Here is a 17,655-nt window from a genome sequence, read left to right as displayed (position 1 = left end):
CGGCTCCTATCGCCTGGTCAAACGCATCGTGGTGGCATCGAATGCGGCCAGCTCGGCCTTGGCCGCCACCTCGCCGCGCAGGTGCGCGCGCAGGAAGATCGAGGTGAGCGCGGCGAACGGGCCGAGGGCATCGGTGTCGGCCGGGCCGTCGAGGAAGGCGCGCGCCGCGGTCGGGTCGGCGTCGGCGATCCCGAAGTGGTTGGCGCCGGGGATCAGCGCGAGCAGATGGTCGCCGTCGGGCAGTGCCTCGGTGAAGGTGCGCCGCACCGGGTCGGGGCGATCGTCGCCGTCTTCGCCGTAGCGGTCGGCGCTGCCGCGGATGACGCCGTCGTTGCCGCCCACCCCGAGCAGGACCGGGCAGCTCACCTGCGCGGGCAGCACCGTGCCCGCGGGCCAGCCGAGCATGGTGGCGACCATGGTGTGCGCGCCCCAGGCGAATACCGCTGCCACAGCGGGGAAATAGCGCGCGGATTGCAGCACCACCGTGCCGCCCGCCGAATGCCCGCCGAGCGCCACCCGGTCCAGGTCGAGCGCGCCGCGCAGGGGCGGCTGCTCGTTCAGTTCGGTCAGGGCGCTCAGCACCGCGCCGATGGTCGGGCAGGTCGGGCGGGTGCCGTAGGCGTCGGGCCGGGCGGCGTCCAGGTCGACCCCGGGCGTCAAACCCTGTTGCCCGCCGAACAATTCGGCGACCCGATCCAGGGTGACGACGACGAAACCGGTTTCCGCGACGGCGGTGGCGAAGCGCCGGTACGCCTCCTGTCCGACATTGACGCCGGACAGGAACACGACCACCGGGTAGGGCGCGCCGGCCGGATCGGGAGCGAAGACGCCGGTGAGCCGCTCGGCGTCGGTGCCCTCGGCGATCGCGGGGTAGTAGACCTTCAGGTGCGCGGTGTCGAACGGTGCCGTGCCGTCGGTGCGCGCCGACCACCACAGTGACCGGATCAGCCCGCTCATCGGCCCGGCCTCGGCAGTTCGCGGTCGCCGCCCCAGAGCGCGCGCACCAGCCGCTGGGTCAGTTCCGGCCCGAACATCCGCTCGCCCATGACATTCGCCGGGTCGCGCTCGGCGATATTGCGGCGCACGGCCAGGTCCCGGGCCGCCAGTTCGGCCTGCTGCTCGACGGGCACCGGTGCGGCGGCGTCGACCCAGCCCAGCCACTGCTCGACCCGCGCGGTCAGCACCTCGGCGACGGTGTCCAGGTTGGGCCGGGTCGCCGGGAAGGAATGGCAGTGCGCGGTGGGGGACAGGCTGGCCCGGATGAATCCGGTGCGGCTGGTGAACCAGGCGAAATCCGGATGCTGCTCTTTGAACGCCAGCCACGGCGCGTCGTTCTCGGCGTAGTAGCGGTCGAAATAGTCGCCGTCGCCGACGAGATCGCCGCGCGGCACCGCGTCGACATAGAACCAGCCCTCGGGCCACAGGAGCAGCGCCGCACCCAGGTGCGGCGCGCGGGTCTGCGGGCCGAGCCAGGCGGTGAGATGCAGGTTGACGAAACCGGTGCGCGGATCGCCGATCCAGGAGTGCACCAGCCAGTCGATCTCCGGGCCGGAGTAGGCGGCCAGGCTGCCCGAGGGGCCGGTTTCCGGGTCGCCGTAGGACTCGAGGTCGGTGGTCGAGGGGTCACGGGTGAGTTCGAAGCGCTCGGCGATGCGGGCTCGCAGTCCGCTCAGCAGCTCCCGCCACTCCTGGAACGTCTCGGTGACATCGGCGCGTGGCGTCTGGTCGACCATCTGCTCGACGTGCTGCAAGGTTTCACTCATGAAAGCTCCGGGGGTCGGGGTTCACAGTCAGGGAATGGGCATGGCGTCGAAGGGGCGGCGCGGGCGGCCATCGACGAGATCGGTGCCCTTGGATACACAACGGTTCACCGCCTGAGCGGGCCGGATCAGGGCGCGGGCGGTGCGTGCGCCGGGTTCGACAGCGGTCACCTCGGGGTGACTGATCACCCCCGTGAACGGTCCCGGCCAGGGGGTCCACAGCGTGAAATCGGGGCTGCACCCGTAGATGCCGCCGGTGAGCCGCGTGTCGTCGAGACCGGCGGCCACCACGTTGAGACGGTTCTCCGCGGCCCGTTCGGGGAGCAGGAGGCGCAGGTCCGCGGGCTCGAGCGGGCCCGTGCTGACCGCGATGACGTCGGCGTCCTGAATCGCCGCCAGCCGGAAGGTTTCCGGGAACAGAATGTCGTCGCCGATGACGAGTGCCATTCGGCCCCAAGGTAATTCGAAGATGCGAAGCTCGGTGCCCGGGGTGTCCAGCCAGGGGAGGCGGGCGGTGGGATGTAGTTGCTGCTGGTGTCCCACGATGCCGTCGGCGTCGATGAGCAGGCCGTGGTGGCTGCCGTCCGACCGGACGGTCAGGACCGCGTGTGCGGTCGTGTCACGGAGTGCGCCGGCGATGTCCGCGGCCGTGTGGCCGGTCAGCTCGGGTAGCACGATCAGGTCCGCGCCGCTGGTCGCTAGATCGCGAATCGCGTCCAGGTCGCCGAGGGACAGTGCGGCAGTGCCGGTTTCCGCGCCCGCCGGGGCTCGCCGTCCGATCGGCTCCGCCAGCAGCGGGGCGTAGAGCTGCGGCCGCCGGTCGGCCAGGAGATCGGCGCCGTGGCGGCGCTTGTCGGCGGACCAGGCGATATCGATATCCGCGACGACGATCGCCTCGCCGGTGGCGGGGGCCATGGCCACGCAGGTGCCGTCCGGCGCCACGATCTGGCTTTCCCCCGCGCCGTGCAGTCGATCCGGCGGCACGCCGAGCTTGGCGGCGATCGCGGGCAGCTCGGCGTCCGGCAGCAGCGGGCCCACCTTGTTCGCGGCCACCACCCACACCCGATTCTCGGCGGCGCGGACCGGAATATGCAGGCTCGCTTCGTCGGTCGCGAACGAGTTCAGGCTGTTGAGCAGCAGTTGGGCGCCGCGCACCGCCAGCGATCGGGTGACCTCGGTGATCACGCCCTCCATGCAGGCGTACATGCCGATGCGGCCCAGCGCGGTGGCGATGACCGGTGAGTCCTCGGTACCGGCGTCGAGATAGTCGTTCTCCGCGCCCATCAGGATCTGCTTGTCCGACTCGCCGAGCAGCGTGCCCGTGGGACCGTAGAGCAGGCTGGTGCCGGTGGTCCGGCCGTCTGCGCGGGCCAGGGTGACGCCGATTTTGACGTAGAGCCCGTGGCGCTCGGCGCGGGCGGCGATCGCGCCGAGAAAGGAATCGCCGATCCGGCAGGCCATTCGCCGGGCGTGCGCGCGGTCGGCGTACCAGGATAGGTGGTTACAGAACTCGGGCAGCACCACCAGCTCGGCGTTGTCGGCGGCCGCGGCGTCGATCAGGCGCAGGCAGGCGCCGAGATTGGCCGCGACGTCGGTGCCCGCCGCCAGCTGTGCGGCCGCGACTCGGGTCATCCGCTCCGCCCTTCTGTGCCACAGTGTTTCGGAGATCGAAACAGCGTTTCCGTTCGGCCTGATTCTGTACCGGCCGAGCCGATCTGTCCAGGGGTGGGCCCGGATTTCACCTCGCGGTAATGCCCGCGCGACGAAACCTGTTGTTTCCCTGTGGCAGCCGCGCCGCACGCCTTGACAGCCGCGTGAGCTGCGGGTTCAATATGCGCATTCTGAAACTGCGTTTCCTCTATGGAAACGCACACCGGGAGGGTGGGAATGACGACCTCCGATTCGATGACGAAATCCGTTGTGACCCAGCGCTGTCGCTCGCGACGGGAACGCTGAGATGAACCGGCGTGGGAATGTCGCGCTGGTGCTCGCCGGAGCATGCGCGTGCCCGGTCGCGGGCGGACAGTTGGTACTGCTCGGGAAACCGCTCGGTGGTGTGCTCGGTGTGCCGGGCGCGGTGGTCGGGTATCTCGCGCTCGCGGCCTTGCTGACCGGTTGCGTGACCGGGGTTTTCGCCCGCCGCGGCCTCTCGCCGCGCGTTGCGGGCGGCTGCGCTGTGGTGGTGGGTGCGGGATTCGCGGTGGCGGGCCTGGTGACGGTGCCCTGGTTGTTCACGGCGGCGGTCCTGCTCGCGGGTGCCGCGGCGGGTCCGTTGGTCGTTGCCGCGCGAGCGGCGGGTCTCGCCGTTACGGGCGCGCGCGGAGCCGGGCGTGAGTTCGGCCCGCTGACTCCCTGGCATGGCGCGGCCGCCGCGGGAGTCGCAGGCGCGGCCGGGCTGGCAGCGCTCGGCGAGCAGCGGCCCGGTATGGGGCTCACGGTGGCGGGTGCAGTTCTCGTTGTGCTCGGGATCGTTGCTCGGAGCGCGAACTGCGCTGCGGAGAAGCAGGATTCGCCGCTCCAACTGCCCCGGCGGCGGCTGCTGGGATATGCGGCGATCGGCCTGGCGGTGGGCGGCACCGTGCTACCCGCTCTGCACCTGCTGCTCTTCCGCTGGAACACCCTGGACGCGGATCGGGCAGGTCTGCTGCTACTCGCGGCACTGCCGGCGCTGCTGGTCCTCGCCTTCCCCGCCCCGCATGAGAGCGCTGTCACCCCGCTGCTGATTCTGGCCGCGGGCGGACCTGTACTGGTCGCCACCGCGCCGGGGCCGATAACGCTGGCAGTGGGAATCGCGGTCACCTCGACCGCGTCCGCGCGCGCCGCACGCGGCCTGGATCAGGTTCTCGTCGATGACCGCGGTGCTCTACCCGCTGCGCCGGACAGCCCGCGCTCAGCCCCGAGTGCGGGCGCGATCCGCCCGGGGCCAACAGCCGTCGCCAACGCCGATGGGCCTGCCGCTACCGAGGATAGGCCCCTCGCCAACGACAATGGGCCTCTTGTGGCGTCGGCGGGCGAGCGCTCTGTTGTGGCCGCAGGTAGTCCGGGGCCAGGCGAGGGGTCGTCGGCGGGCGGGCACTCTGCTGCGACTGCGGGTAGTTCGGGTCCAGTGGTCTGGGCGAGCGACGGTGGGCAGTCCGATCCGTTGGTGGATGCGCGCCTGACATCGGCGGTGAATGCGGGCGCGTCTTCGGTCGGCGCGCTGAGTGTGCTGCTCGTGGTGGCTGCCGGGCTCGCTGGCCTCGGACTGGTGACAGTGCTCGGCGAATTGTTCGGCACTGGAACAGCTTTGACCCTTCTCGCGCTGCCCGTCCTGATCGCCGCATTCGTCTACGGGCGCGGCGTTCGGGCGCAGTCCGCCGTACTTCAGGGAGGTCTCTCGTGATTCGTCATGTCGCTGTTGGTGCGCTGCTCGCGCTGTTCCTTGCCGCGCCGGTGCCCGCCGAGGCCGATTCAGGCCCTGTTCTGCGGATCAACGCCACTGCCGAATTGGCCGAGGGGCAGCGAATCACTGTGGACGGCAGTGGGTTCCAGCCTGGGCTGGCAGCGGTGGCGGTCGGCTTGTGTAAGCAGGGGTTCACCAGCGGGTTGAAGGACTGCGACCTCGAAGGTGGCGCGACCTTCGTCAATATCGGCGCGGACGGGACCTTTCCTACCGTGACGCTGACCGCGCGCGCCCGTTTCACCACCATCGACTGCGCGCGACAGCAGTGCGTGATCGCCGCCGCGCCCCTGCCCGGCAGTGAACCGCCCGCGCTCATCGCCGCCACTTCGGCGGAGGTGCTGGTGAGTTTCGCCGGCTCCGCGCCGCCCGCCGCGGCAACGAAACCGCTTGCGGTACCGCAGGAGACCGGCGTGGACGGCCCGTCCACCGCGCTGTGGACGGTGACCGCCGTCCTGCTGACCCTGATCGCCGCCCTCGCACTCGCCGACCGCCGGCGGCTGTAGAACTCCGAAGGAGACACCCATGAGAATCCGCGCACCGTTCGTCGTTCTGCTCGCCGCGGCGGGCCTCGCCCTGACCGCACCGGCAGCCTCGGCGGCCCCGACACTCCAGCTGAACGAGAGCTCCGGCCTGGCCCCGGGTCAAGCGGTCACCATCAGTTTGGACGGCCTGCCACCCAACCTCACCACCGTCGCCGTCGGACAGTGCAAGCCCCAGATCACCCTGCCCACCGACTGCCAGCTGGCCGGCTCACGCATGGGCAAGGCCGACGACAAGGGCAAATGGCAAGCACTGGACGGCAACAACACCCTCACCCTGGTCTCGGCCATCGGCGACGTCGATTGCACCACGGGCCCCGGCGCCTGCGTCATCGCCGTCACCAGCCTCACCCAACCCGGCAACCTCCTCGCCTCGACACCCCTGGCCTTCGGCGCCAAGGAGGCGCCGAAACCCGCCGCCGCGCCTGCTGCGGCCGAGCCGGCCGACGAGGACAGCAACACCGCGCTGTTCCTCGGCATCGGCGTCGCGGTCGTCGTAGTGATCGCGGCGGGCGCACTCCTGCTCCGCAGGCGCGCCCGATAACCCGCTCGGTGGCCGATCGCAGTGCAGGCGATCGGCCACCGAGCGATGATCTCGCAACCGCCGTGGTCGGCCCCTGTATCGCTCCCGACGGGCCCGGTGCCCGCTATCAAGCCGGTGGATACGCCCGCGCGGGTAGGCCCGCGCCACCCGCGCGAAAGGCGGCGGGGGCGTGAATCACAGTGGTTTGGACGTACTCTCGTAGCCCTTCGAGCCCGTACTCCCGGCCGAAACCACTGTTCTTGGTGCCGCCGAAGGGGGCGCGCAGGGACATGCCGGTGCGGTTGTGGGTGTTGACGAAGGTGAAGCCGGCTTCCAGATGGGTGGCGAAGGCGCAGGCGCGGTCTTCGTCGGCGGACCAGACGGAGGCGGCCAAGCCCAGGTCGGAGTCGTTGGCGCGGGCGAGAGCTTCGGCTTCGGTGTCGTAGGTGAGGATCGGGAGGAGTGGGCCGAACTGCTCCTGGCATACCACCTTCGCGTCGTCGGGCGGGTCGAGGACCAGGGCGGGCGCGGCGAAGTAGCCGTCGGTGCCGGCCGGGATCTCGGCCAGCGGGATCGTCCAGCCGCCTCGGTTCCAGGCATCGACGAGCAATTCGCGCATGCGGGCGACGGCGGCCCGGTTCACCACGGGGCCCATGGTCACCGTTTCGTCCAGCGGGTCACCGACACGCAGGATGCGCTGTGCCGCAGCGCGATACGATTCGAGAAATTCCTCCAGCCGATGCCAGGGCAGGTAGAGGCGTTTCGCCGCCATGCAGACCTGACCGGCGGTGGCGAACGAGGCCAGCACGAGGCGCTCGTAGCCGTCGGGTTCGAGGTGGAAATCGTCGAGGAAGATCGCGGGGTCGTTGCCGCCGAGTTCGAGCAGTACCGGGGTCAGGGCGCGGCCCGCGGCGGCGGCGATGCTCCGGCCCGCCTCGGGGCCGCCGGTGAACGCGACCTTGCGAATCAGAGGGTGGGCGACGAGCGCCTGCACAGTGTCCGGCCCGCCGTGGATCACCCGGGTGCCGGGCAGCAGCGCGGCGACCGCCGTGATCGTCAGCGGCGCCAGCGGTGACGGCTTGAGCACCACGGTGTTTCCCGCCGCCAGTGCCGGGCCGAGCTTGAGCAGTGCCAGGATGATCGGCGCGTTCCAGGGCGTGATCGCGGCAACCACGCCGAAAGGGGCGGGGGTGGTGGCGATCCGTCCCTGCGCGTCATCGAGCGTCGACTTACCGAGAACGGCAGGCGCATTCGCGCACACCCAGCGCAGATAGGCGACAGCGAACCCGATCTCGCCGCGACAATCGGCGACCGGTTTCCCACTCTCCCGGGCGAGCAGCACGGCGAACTCCGCGACCCGGGCACCGAGCCGGTCGGCAGCGAGCGCGAGCGCCGTGAGCCGATGCTCGAGCGTCCGTGCCGACCAGGAACGGAATTCACGGTGCGCGTCCTGGACGACGGCATCCACCGCCTCCGGTGCGGTTACCGGCACCGATCCGACGATTTCACTCGGTCTCGCGGGGTTTTCGCGGCTGACGGTCATGGGCGGATATCCAGGGTGTCGAGGAGGCACGCGCGGCGTAGATGGATGCGGGCCGCGTCCGGGTCGGCGGCCAGGTGCCGCAGGTGGGTGCGGTAGTCGTCGTCGTGGGCGCGGATGTTGCGCCAGTTGTTGTGGCTGGCGCGCTGGACGTGGTCGACGGCGACGGTGCGGCGGTGGGCGGCGGCGCGGTCCAGGTGGGATTCCGGGGCGCCCGCGAGTACCTCGGCGAGCGCGTCCGCGAGTTGGACCGCGTCGTGGATGCCGCTGTTCATGCCCATGCCGCCGAGTGGGTTGTTGACGTGGGCGGCGTCGCCCATGAGCAGTACCCGGCCGTGGCGGAAGGAGTCGGTGACCCGCTGGTGCACCGCGTACAGCGATGCGTGCAGGATCCGCCACGGCCGGCCGAGATCGGCGACGGCGGTCAATCGTGCTGGGAGCCGGTCTGATTCGAGGGCGTCGGGGGTATCGGCGGGCGTCGGAAGCAGGACCCGCCAGTGCTCGGGCGTCCGCAGCAGCACCAGCCACTCGTCGGGATCGAACACGTAGTTGATCGGTGCGATGCCGGGCAGCACCGCATCCAATTGCTCATCCACCGAGGCGACGAGGAACCGTTCCGGATACGTGTCCCCGTCGAACCCGGCACCGAGACCGCGCCGCACCGCCGAATGCGCGCCGTCCGCGCCGAGCACCCAGTCGGCACGCCGCGGTCCTTGCGAAGTGTGCAGGACAACGCCGTCGTCACCGGCGGACAGCCCGTGCACCGTGTGCTCGAAAAGCACTTCTGCGTTCGAGGGCAGCGCGGCCATCAAGATCGGAGTCAGCTTGCTCTGTTCGCACTGCACCCGAAACGGGTAGGCGGTGTCGCTCGCGAGCACACCCAGATCGAGGGTCGCGATGACGCCGCCGCTGCGCTCCCGGTACTGGAATGTGGACGCGGTAATGCCTTGGGCCAGTAGTGCTTCCAGCACACCCAGCGCGTCGAGCATTTCGAGGGTCGGCGGGTGGAAGGTGGAGGCCCGAGACTCCGTGGCCAGCCCCGCGCCCTGTTCCAGCACCGTGACCTCGATACCGCGGCGAGCCAGGGTGAGGGCGGCAGTGAGCCCGACCGGACCGGCGCCGACCACCACAACGGAGTTCATGGCCGAGCCTCGACGACCGGGCTCATGAGCTGTGCAGGGCGAAGCGGCCCTCGACGCCGATGACGCGCGCGCCGGTGAAGAACCGCAGCGTTTCCGCGGTGCCCTCCTCGCCGAGGCCCGACCAGCCCCAGGCCGGGCGCGGGGTCATGAGGTGCAGGCTCATGATCGAGGAGCCGTTGACTTTCACCTCACCGGCCCGGATCTGCTGTGCCACTGTGAGAGCCAGCTCTTCGTCGGTGCCGCAGACATAGCCCTCCAACCCGTAGGGGACGGCGTTGGCCAGCGCGATTGCCTCCTCGATCGATCCGTAGACAACCGTTCCCGCAACGGGGCCGAATACCTCGTCGGCCAGGTCGCCGTCCAGCAGGGCGGGCGCGAAGTAGTTGCCCGCATCGGGCATGGATCCAAAGAAGTTGTGCGCGCGGCCGGACAGTGCGCCACGCAGGCTCGCCACGTGCCGCGAGTGCACCAGCGGCCCGAACTCTGTGGCCCGGTCCAGCGGTGGACCGACCCGCAGCGCTTCGAGCCGCTTACCGATCGCCTCGACGATCTCCCCGGCGCGCTCCGCGGGCAGGATCAGACGCCCGAGCGCTCGGCACCATTGACCGTTGAGTGTGCTGAGCAGGTCGGCCGCCATTCGTGCGGCCGTGTCGGTGTCGGCGTCCGGCAGCACCAGCAGTGGATTGTTGCCGCCCAATTCCAGTTGGCACGGGCGCAACAGCGGGGCCGAGGCGGAGGCGATCGCGCGGCCGCCGGCGAGTCCGCCGGTGAACGACACCGCCTTGATCCGGGGATCGGCGGCGAGTTGCGCGCCGGCGTCCGCGCCGCCCTGCACGAGTTGGAACATGCCGGGCGGCACGTGCTCGGCGATGACCTCGGCCAGCGGAATCGCACTGTAGGGCGCCAGCTCGCTGACCTTCAGAATCACCGGGCACCCGGCCGCGAGCGCGTTGGCGACCTTGTGCGCGGCCATGGGCGCGGGCGCGTTCCACGGCACCAGGCACAGCGCCGGGCCGAGCGGCAGCCGGTGCACCTGGACACCGTCCAAATCCGTGCGCCGGGCCCCGGCCCGCAGCGCACCGGCGGCGAGCCGGAACGAGCCCGTCACGATGACGCCGAGCAGTTCGGTCTGCCGGATCGGCACACCGGTGGCCAGCGCGTCCAGCTCGGCGAGCCGTGCCAGCCGGGGTTCGAGTCCGTCGGCGATGGCGTCGAGCACCTCCGGGGTGATGTCCCCGGCGGCTCGGGCCGCCACCTCGAGCGCGCGGTCGATCCGGCCGGGCGCGGTCGCGACCGCGCGGGCGACCTCGGCCCCGGTCGCCGGATCCTCCAGCGCGACACCGAGATCCAGCTCCGGTGTACCCCAGCCGCCGTCGATCAGATCGACGATCTCCGGTAGGTCGCCGCTCATCGGTTCACCTCCGCCGGAGCGGTCGCGAACAGCTCGTTCGCCTTGGCGTCGGTGACGATCCGCGCGACCTCGAGCAGGCCGCGCTCGGCGGGAAAGGTCATGACCAGGCCCATGGCGAGGTCGCGCAGCGCCCGCCCCGCCACACCGTCCATCGACGCGGCCGAGGTGCCGCCCGCCTTGAGCGCCCCCAGCGCCACCTGGAAGCAGGCCTCGGTGACCGCGCCCTTGCCGAGCCGCCACTGCGTGAACACCTCCGGTTTGGGCTTGATCGGCGGTTCCACCGTCTCGATGCTCAGCTGGTAGCGCAGCCACAGGTAGGCGGTGTGCAGTTGCCGGGTCATCTCGCCGATGAGGACCTGGTGCACGGGGGAGGAGGCGATGGGCGCGCCGGTGTCGGCGAAGGTCTTACGGGTGGTCGTGGCCAGTGTCTCGTCGTAGGCCCGCTGCGCGCACCCGGTGTAGACCGCGGCGATGGCGAGTTGATTGCCAACGAAGCTGCCGCGGCTCATGGTGAGCATCTTGCCGAACGCGCCGGGCACTGCCAGCGCCTCGTCCGCGGGGATGAACACCTCGTCGAGGCGGATGCCGTTGTTGGCGGTGGCGCGCATGCCCAGCCCGTCCCACGGGGCCCGGGTGCTGACGCCCGCCGCGGCGCGGGGCACGAAGAACGTCGCCAAGCCCTCGGCGGTGTCGTAACCCTCGAGTTTGGCCGAGGTGAGGTAGTAGTCGGCGACGCCCGTGGCGCAGCCGAACGACTTCTCGCCGTTCAGGATCCAGCCGCCGTCGGTCTTGCGGGCGGTGGTGGCGATGGTGATGTTGGCGTGCGCGGTCTTCACCGACTCGGACGCGAAGTTCGCCAGCCACACCCCCTCGGCCATGCGGGTGAGTACCTTCTCGGCGAAGGCCCGCACCACCGGCACCTCGCCGGTGTCGAACAGTCCGGCGTCGATCGCCTCCAGGGGCAGCAGCCCGCGCGAGGCGCTGGTGTTGTGGAAGAAGTACGCCAGCGCCGTGGACGGGCAGGCCGTGCCCATGGCGTAGGTGGCCGCGGCGAGGTCGCGCAGGGTACCGCCGAGGCCGCCGAACTTCTCCGGAACCACCAGGCCCAGTAGTCCGGCCTCGCGCAGCAGGCCGACGTGCGAGGCAGGGAAGGTGGCCGTGCGATCGGCCGTTTCGGCGGCCGCGCTCAGCGCGGGCAGAATCGACTGAACACGCTGTGCGCGTTCGCGTTCCGCCTCGGTCATGTCCTCGACGAGTCGTTCGCCGGTCAGTGGTTCGCCGGTCATCGGGCAATCCCCTCGTGGTAGGTGCGATCGTGATAGATCAGTGGTGGCGCCGGGCGCGGGGTGGCGGTGTCGCGCACCAGGCCCAGGACGATGGTGTGGTCGCTGGCGGGGTGGCAGGCGACCACCGCGCAGTCCAGCCAGGCCACGGCGTCGGTCAGCACCGCCGACCCGCTCGGGGCCTGATGCCAGCGGCCCAGGGCGAAGCGCCGGGCCGGATCGCCGCGCGCGGCGAAGCGCCGGCCGATGTCCTCGTGGTCGTGGCCGAGCACGTTGACCGCGAAAACCCCGCTGCCGGTGATGGAGCGACAGGTCGCGCTCGCCGATGCCAGGCATATCGAGACGAGCGGCGGTTCCAGGGCCACACTGGTGAACGAGCTGGCGGTCATGCCCTGCGGGGTGCCGTCGGCGCGGGCGGTGGTGACCACGACCACCCCGGTGGCCCAGTGGGCGAGTACCGCACGGAGATTGGTCGGGTCCACCGAAATCCCCCGTTTCGATATGGGAAACACTGTTACGCACAAGGTAACGCTCTGTGCGGGGGCTCGCAAGTGGTGCGCGGGGGCCGGCGGCCGAAATCGCGGATGCTGTTTCCCATCGGGAAATGCCTGCCCTAAGCTGGAGCCGTGTCGGACACCGAGGCCGAGAGTCAGAGTCGCTCCATCGCCGCCGTCGAACGGGCCATGGACGTGTTGTTGCTGTTCGGCCGCACCGGCAGGCCCGATCTCGGCGTCACCGAGATCGCCAACGAACTGGGCCTGACCAAGGCCGCCGTGCACCGCATCCTCACCGCGCTGCGCAACCGCGAGCTGATCACCGTGGAGCCCACCACCCGGCGCTACGCCCTCGGGCACGCCGCCATCGCGCTCGGCCGCGCCTACCTGGCGCGCACCGACCTGCGGGTGATGGCGGGTCCCGAACTGCGCAGGCTGGCCGCGCAGACCGGCGAGACCGCGACCCTGTCGATCCGTCGCGGCGACACCCGCATGTACGTGGATCAGGTTGTGCCGGACCAGGAATTGCGGATGGAGGTCGCGCTCGGCGTGCCCTACCCGCTGCACGCGGGCAGCTCCTCCAAAGCGATCCTGGCGTTCCTGCGCAAGGAGGAGATCGGTGAGTATCTGGACCGGCACGAGCTGACTCCGTTCACCGACGCCACCATCACCACCCCGCGCAAACTGCGCAGCGAGCTCACCGAGATCCGCAAGCGGGGTTACGCGATCTCGCTGGGGGAGCGCCAGATCGGCGCCGCGTCCATCGCGGCCCCGGTGCTCGATCACGACGGCGGCGTGGTGGCCGCGCTGAGTGTGTGCGGCCCGCTGTCCCGGTTCCAGCCGGGCATCAAGGAATTCGTGCCGATGCTGCAGAAGGCGGCCGGCGCGGTGTCCGCGCAGCTGGGTTACTCGGGCTAGCGATCACAGCCGCGCGGCGGGTTTGAGCACGCCGAGCGCGGCGGCGGCCAGCACGCTGGCCCAGATCGTCCACACGTAGGGCAGGCAGCCGTCGACGCTGCGCCGCAGCGTGCGCTCCACCGTGTCGGTCGAGCCGCTCGCCAGCAGCGCGCCGAACGCGGGGCCGAAGGGGCGCAACATCATCCGGATGCCCAGCCCCGCCGCGATCGCCGCCGCGTAGAGCAGGATCTTGCCGCCCAGCCACTTCGGGTTGGTCGTCACCCCGAACGGCTGCGCCGCGAACAGCGCGTAGGCGCCGGCGATCGCCATGCCCGCGACGACGGCGAACCGGATACCGAGATCGGCGGCCTGCACCGCGGCGAACCGTCCGTGCGTGCGGTGCTGGATCACGGTGAGCGCCAGCCAGATCGCCGCGAACACCCACACGCCCGCCACCAGCCACCACGGGAAGAAATCGACGCCGAACAGCGATGCCCCGTGCGGTTCCAGCGCCATCAGTGTGAGTCCGCTGGGCAGGAACAGCACCAGGCAGACCTTCGGGCCGAGATCCAATCCGCTCATGATCGACAGGGCTGTCGCGCGGGCGGACGGCGCGAGCTCCGGGTCGAGAACGAACCGGCTGGAGTAGTAGACCCCCAGGTCCCCGCCGAGCCAGAACACGAACAGCACCAGGTGGAGCAGGATCCACCAGCCGTGCGGGTGTGCGCCCATCCGCCATCTCCTGTTCTCTTCTGCGAAACGGTGTTTCGCGTGTAAGCTCCGCCGATAGTTTCACATCGAAACAGCGTTTCCACAATCGAAACGGGGTTCGTATGCGCGCCCTCTTGGCGTCCACCCTGTCCCTGCTCCTGCTCACCACCGCGCCGGCCGAGGCTGATCCCGGCATCCGGGAAGAGGCGGTCCGCATCACCGTCGACGACGCCGCGGTGTGGTTTCCCGCCCGGGCCGAGCACCGCCTGCCGGTGGCGCTGCTGCTGCCCGGCGCCAACGTCGCTCGCCGCTATTACGCCCGATTCGCCTCGGCCGTAGCCGATTACGGCTTCGTCGTGGTGGTGCCCGAACGGCGTCCGATGCCGATGGCCGACTACACCCTGCCCAGCGAACATCAGCTCACCGAGGTGGTGGACTGGGCGCGCGCCATCGACCCGGCTTCGCCGCTCGGCCGGATCGTCGACCCGTCGACCCTGGTGGTGGCCGGGCACTCCTACGGCGGCGCGACCGCGCTCTACGCGGCCGCGGACCGGTGCCAGCCGCCGTTCTGCTTCGGGCTGACCTACCGGCATCCGCCCGAGCTGAAAGCCGTTGTCGGACTGGGCACGAACACCACGGTCGGATCCGCTGTCGACCCGGTCGCGGTGCACGGCGTGCCCGTCATGTTCATCAACGGCACGCTCGACGGCGTCAGCGAACCGGCCGAGGCGCACGAGAGCTACGCCAAGCTGACCGGCGCGCCGCGTGCGATGTTCGTGAACCTGCTGGGCGCCAACCACTTCGGACTGACCGACGAGAACAACCCACCGGGCGCGGCCCCTGATCCGCTGGTGGCGACCGTGCCGCACGCGCAATCCATCGCTACCGCGGCGCGCTGGACCGCGCAGTGGTTCCTGGCGCAGCTCGGGAGCGCGGCGGCTCAGGATTACGTGTACCGGCTCGGTGGGCAGCAGGATTCGGCGGTGACCGTGGAAGTGCGCTGAGCCGTCCGGCCGCGACGCCTAGGTCAGCAATCGACGGGCTGCCTCGAGGCCGGTCACATCGGCGTATTTGGCGTTGAGGTCGAACAGGTTGGCCTCGTGCAGGCGGGGGTCGCGGTCACCACAGGCGTCGGCGACCACCACCGGGCGGAAACCGTGCTGCATGGCGTCGGTGGCGGTGGCGCGGACACAGCCGCTGGTGGTGAGGCCCGCGATGAACAGGGTGTCGATGCCGTCGGCGGTGAGATTGGCGGCCAGGGCGGTGCCGTGGAAGGCGCTCGGGTACTGCTTGACGACCACGGTTTCGCCCGGGTGCGGTGCGGGATCGTCGAGGAAGTCGCCCAGCGGGTTGCCGTCCTCGAAGACCGCGAGGGTCGGGATCTTCAGCCGGAACAAGCCGCCCTCGGTGGTGCCCGGGCGGTAGGCGACCCGGGTGAACAGCACCGGATAGCCGCGCGCCCGCGCGTGCTGGACGAGCGCCGCGGCGGCGCGCACGGCATCCTCCACCGGGGCGCGCAGGGGCGAGTCGTCGTCGAGATAGGCCGCGCAGATGTCGATCACCAGCACGGCGGGGCGTTTCCCGACGCCCAGCGGGGTGCCGTAGCCGGCGCTGTGGGCGTCCTCGGTGAGGTCCTTCATGGTGCAAATCCCTTCAGAGCACGCCGGATTCGGCGAGTTTCGCGATCCGGGCGGCGTCCAGGCCGAGCAGGCCGCTGTAGATCTCGGCGTTGTGCGCGCCCAGCGCGGGGCCCGCGTGCCGGATGCTGCCCGGGGTCAGGCTCAGTTTCGGGACGACGTTGTGCATCGGCAGCTCGCCGAACTCGGGGTGGGCGACGCGGGCGATCGCCTCGCGGGCGGCGAAATGCGGATCGGCGAACATGTCGCGGGCGGTGTAGATGCGCCCGGCCGGCACGCCCGCGTCGTGCAGGCGTTGCAGCAGCTCCTCGGCCTCGTGGGTGGCCGTCCAGTCCGCGATCGACTCGTCGAGCTCGGTCATCCGGGCGCCGCGCGCGGTGTGGGTCGCGTAGCGCTCGTCGGTGGCCAACTCGGGGCGGCCCATGAGTGCGGTCAGACGCGCGAACACGGTGTCCTGGTTCGCGGCGATGAGGACCATCTCACCGCCCGCGGTCGGATAGACATTGCTGGGTGCGACGTTCGGCAGTACCGAGCCGGTGCGTTCGCGCTGGTAGCCGGTGATCGCGTACTCCGGCAGCAGCGACTCCATCATCGCGAGCACGGCTTCGTAGATCGCCGAATCCACCAGCTGGCCCTGGCTGGTGCGGGCGCGGTGGTGCACGGCCGCGAGGGTGCCGATGGTGGCGAAGACGGCGGCCAGCGAATCGCCGAGCGAGATGCCGGTGCGGGCCGGGGCGCGATCGGGATCGCCGGTGGTGTAGCGGATGCCGCCCATCGCCTCGCCGATCGAGCCGTATCCGGCGCGCGGCGCGTACGGCCCGGTCTGCCCGTAACCGCTGACCCGCACCATGATCAGGCTCGGATGCTCGGCGCGCAGGGCCTCGTAGCCCAGGCCCCAGCGTTCCATGGTGCCCGGCCGGAAATTCTCGATGACGATGTCGGCCTGCGCGATCAACTCCCGGGCCAGGCGCTGGCCTTCCGGATCGCGCAGATTGCAGGTCACCGACTTCTTGTTGCGCGCGACCACCGGCCACCACAGCGACTTGCCGTCGGACTGTTCGCGCCCCCACTGGCGCATCGGATCACCGCTGCCGGGCGCCTCCAGTTTGATGACCTCGGCGCCGAAGTCGCCGAGCAACTGCCCGCAGAACGGGCCGGCCAGCAGCTGGCCCATCTCGATGACGCGCAGATCGGCCAGTGGCCCGGGCGAAGTGGTGGGTTCGGCTGACATACGGCCGCTCCGTTCTCGGAAGGAACTCCATCGGCAAAATTGGATACACTGTATCCCTGAGTGAAACAGCGCGGCAAGGCGGCGGGAAGCATTCCGCGCCGGGCGCTTTCGGGACAGGGAGTATTCGTGGACATCGTGGAAGTCGCGCCGCGCGACGGTCTGCAGAACGAGCCGGGCATGATCGCGACCGGCGACAAGATCCGGCTCGTCGAACGCTCGGTCGCGGCCGGGCTGCGCCGCATCGAAGCCGTGAGTTTCGTGCATCCGCAACGGGTTCCGCAGATGGCGGACGCGGAAGCGGTGATGGCGGGTGTGCCGCGCGTCGCGGGCGTCTCCTATGCGGGCCTGATCTTCAACGATCGAGGGTTGGATCGGGCGCTGGCCGCCGGGGTGGACGAGATCAATGTCGTTGTGGTGGCGACGGATACGTTCAGCCATCGCAATCAGGGTTGTAGCACCGCCGAGGGTGTCGAACGCTGGCAGGCGCTGGCGGAACGTGCCGCCGACGCGGGGCTGTTCCGCACCGTCACCCTCGCCGCGGCGTTCGGCTGCCCCTTCGAAGGCGAGGTGCCCGCGGCCCGGGTGCTCGACCTGGTTCGGCAGGTGCGGGCCGCGCACCCGGACGAGATCGCCTTCGCCGACACCATCGGCGTCGCCACCCCGGACCGCGTCCGCGCGGTGCTCGCCGGTGTGCGCGGCCTCGCACCGGACACGCCCCTGCGCTGCCACTTCCACAACACTCGAAACACCGGCTACGCCAACGCGGTCGCCGCCCTGGAAGCCGGCGTCCAGGTCCTCGATGCCAGCACCGGCGGTATCGGCGGGTGCCCGTTCGCCCCTGCCGCCACCGGCAACATCGCCACCGAGGACCTGCTCTATCTGCTGCATCGCATGGGGGTCGAGACCGGCGTGCGGATGGAGGCGGTCGGCGAGACCGGTACGTGGCTCGGCGCACTCCTCGGCCAACCGGTCCCGGCGCTGCTGGGGCGCGCAGGGCCCTTCCCCGCAGCCCGGTAAAGAGTCGAACTGCGCGAGCCGCAAAACC

The 17,655-nt window shown here is 70.6% G+C and carries 17 protein-coding genes; 6 read left to right on the top strand and 11 right to left on the bottom strand.

All coding sequences use genetic code 11. From position 1 onward, the window contains the following. Window positions 1-6: 6 nt before the first annotated feature. The 3 genes from AB0H76_RS18810 to AB0H76_RS18800 are packed head-to-tail and all read right to left on the bottom strand — an operon-like array spanning window position 7 to window position 3,392. A complete protein-coding gene (locus AB0H76_RS18810) occupies window positions 7-957 on the bottom strand; it encodes a dienelactone hydrolase family protein (protein WP_357325051.1) in 951 nt (316 codons plus the stop codon). Continuing rightward, window positions 954-1,763 (bottom strand): oxidoreductase, encoded by an 810-nt coding sequence (locus AB0H76_RS18805; protein WP_357325049.1) that lies wholly within the window; start codon window positions 1,761-1,763, stop codon window positions 954-956. The genes AB0H76_RS18810 and AB0H76_RS18805 overlap by 4 nt, the downstream gene beginning before the upstream one ends. A 27-nt stretch (window positions 1,764-1,790) precedes the next feature. Beyond that, entirely contained in the window at window positions 1,791-3,392 is a 1,602-nt protein-coding gene (locus AB0H76_RS18800; RefSeq protein ID WP_357325046.1) for a carbon-nitrogen hydrolase family protein, read from the bottom strand. Between the two features lie 325 nt (window positions 3,393-3,717). On the opposite strand from AB0H76_RS18800, the gene AB0H76_RS18795 reads away from it, so the two are divergent. The 3 genes from AB0H76_RS18795 to AB0H76_RS18785 are packed head-to-tail and all read left to right on the top strand — an operon-like array spanning window position 3,718 to window position 6,285. Then, window positions 3,718-5,142: a hypothetical protein gene (locus tag AB0H76_RS18795; RefSeq protein ID WP_357325043.1), complete on the top strand. Its 1,425-nt coding sequence runs from the start codon at window positions 3,718-3,720 to the stop codon at window positions 5,140-5,142. Continuing rightward, the gene (locus AB0H76_RS18790; RefSeq protein ID WP_357325042.1) at window positions 5,139-5,705 is read left to right on the top strand and encodes a neocarzinostatin apoprotein domain-containing protein; all 567 of its coding nucleotides are present in this window, start codon (window positions 5,139-5,141) and stop codon (window positions 5,703-5,705) included. The genes AB0H76_RS18795 and AB0H76_RS18790 overlap by 4 nt, the downstream gene beginning before the upstream one ends. Window positions 5,706-5,724: 19 nt before the next feature. After that, window positions 5,725-6,285, top strand: coding sequence for a neocarzinostatin apoprotein domain-containing protein (locus AB0H76_RS18785; RefSeq protein WP_357325039.1), 561 nt, complete (start codon window positions 5,725-5,727; stop codon window positions 6,283-6,285). Window positions 6,286-6,391: 106 nt separating this feature from the next. Here the strand turns inward: AB0H76_RS18785 and AB0H76_RS18780 are convergent, their stop codons facing one another. From AB0H76_RS18780 to AB0H76_RS18760, 5 genes are read right to left on the bottom strand one after another with little or no spacing between them, the layout of a single operon-like run. After that, window positions 6,392-7,807 (bottom strand): aldehyde dehydrogenase family protein, encoded by a 1,416-nt coding sequence (locus AB0H76_RS18780; RefSeq protein ID WP_357325036.1) that lies wholly within the window; start codon window positions 7,805-7,807, stop codon window positions 6,392-6,394. Then, a complete protein-coding gene (locus tag AB0H76_RS18775; protein ID WP_357325033.1) occupies window positions 7,804-8,946 on the bottom strand; it encodes an FAD-dependent oxidoreductase in 1,143 nt (380 codons plus the stop codon). The genes AB0H76_RS18780 and AB0H76_RS18775 overlap by 4 nt, the downstream gene beginning before the upstream one ends. Before the next feature lie 22 nt (window positions 8,947-8,968). Continuing rightward, entirely contained in the window at window positions 8,969-10,357 is a 1,389-nt protein-coding gene (locus AB0H76_RS18770; protein WP_357325031.1) for an aldehyde dehydrogenase family protein, read from the bottom strand. After that, a complete protein-coding gene (locus AB0H76_RS18765) occupies window positions 10,354-11,643 on the bottom strand; it encodes an acyl-CoA dehydrogenase family protein (RefSeq protein WP_357325029.1) in 1,290 nt (429 codons plus the stop codon). The genes AB0H76_RS18770 and AB0H76_RS18765 overlap by 4 nt, the downstream gene beginning before the upstream one ends. Next, complete coding sequence (locus tag AB0H76_RS18760) at window positions 11,640-12,122, bottom strand: flavin reductase family protein (protein WP_357325027.1); 483 nt, start codon at window positions 12,120-12,122, stop codon at window positions 11,640-11,642. The genes AB0H76_RS18765 and AB0H76_RS18760 overlap by 4 nt, the downstream gene beginning before the upstream one ends. Before the next feature lie 144 nt (window positions 12,123-12,266). Here AB0H76_RS18760 and AB0H76_RS18755 point away from each other — a divergent pair, with 144 nt between their 5' ends. After that, window positions 12,267-13,052, top strand: a complete 786-nt coding sequence (locus AB0H76_RS18755) for an IclR family transcriptional regulator (protein ID WP_357325024.1) — start codon at window positions 12,267-12,269, stop codon at window positions 13,050-13,052. Between the two features lie 3 nt (window positions 13,053-13,055). Here AB0H76_RS18755 and AB0H76_RS18750 read toward each other — a convergent pair whose 3' ends face one another. After that, entirely contained in the window at window positions 13,056-13,763 is a 708-nt protein-coding gene (locus AB0H76_RS18750) for a hypothetical protein (protein WP_357325022.1), read from the bottom strand. 101 nt (window positions 13,764-13,864) lie between these two features. Between AB0H76_RS18750 and AB0H76_RS18745 the strand changes: the two genes are divergently transcribed. Continuing rightward, complete coding sequence (locus AB0H76_RS18745; RefSeq protein WP_357325019.1) at window positions 13,865-14,746, top strand: hypothetical protein; 882 nt, start codon at window positions 13,865-13,867, stop codon at window positions 14,744-14,746. Window positions 14,747-14,764: 18 nt separating this feature from the next. Here AB0H76_RS18745 and AB0H76_RS18740 read toward each other — a convergent pair whose 3' ends face one another. Both AB0H76_RS18740 and AB0H76_RS18735 read right to left on the bottom strand, forming a co-directional pair. Continuing rightward, on the bottom strand, window positions 14,765-15,382 hold the full coding sequence (locus AB0H76_RS18740; RefSeq protein WP_357325016.1) for an isochorismatase family protein: 618 nt from the start codon (window positions 15,380-15,382) through the stop codon (window positions 14,765-14,767). A 13-nt stretch (window positions 15,383-15,395) separates the two neighbouring features. Beyond that, window positions 15,396-16,610 carry a CoA transferase gene (locus AB0H76_RS18735; protein ID WP_357325013.1) on the bottom strand — a complete coding sequence of 405 codons (1,215 nt, stop codon included), beginning with the start codon at window positions 16,608-16,610 and terminating at the stop codon, window positions 15,396-15,398. 126 nt (window positions 16,611-16,736) lie between these two features. Here AB0H76_RS18735 and AB0H76_RS18730 point away from each other — a divergent pair, with 126 nt between their 5' ends. Next, on the top strand, window positions 16,737-17,627 hold the full coding sequence (locus AB0H76_RS18730; protein WP_357325011.1) for a hydroxymethylglutaryl-CoA lyase: 891 nt from the start codon (window positions 16,737-16,739) through the stop codon (window positions 17,625-17,627). Window positions 17,628-17,655: the final 28 nt, after the last annotated feature.

The sequence above is a fragment of the Nocardia sp. NPDC050712 genome, assembly GCF_040654295.1.
GTDB lineage: Bacteria > Actinomycetota > Actinomycetes > Mycobacteriales > Mycobacteriaceae > Nocardia.
This window is presented reverse-complemented; position numbering and strand designations above follow the sequence as displayed.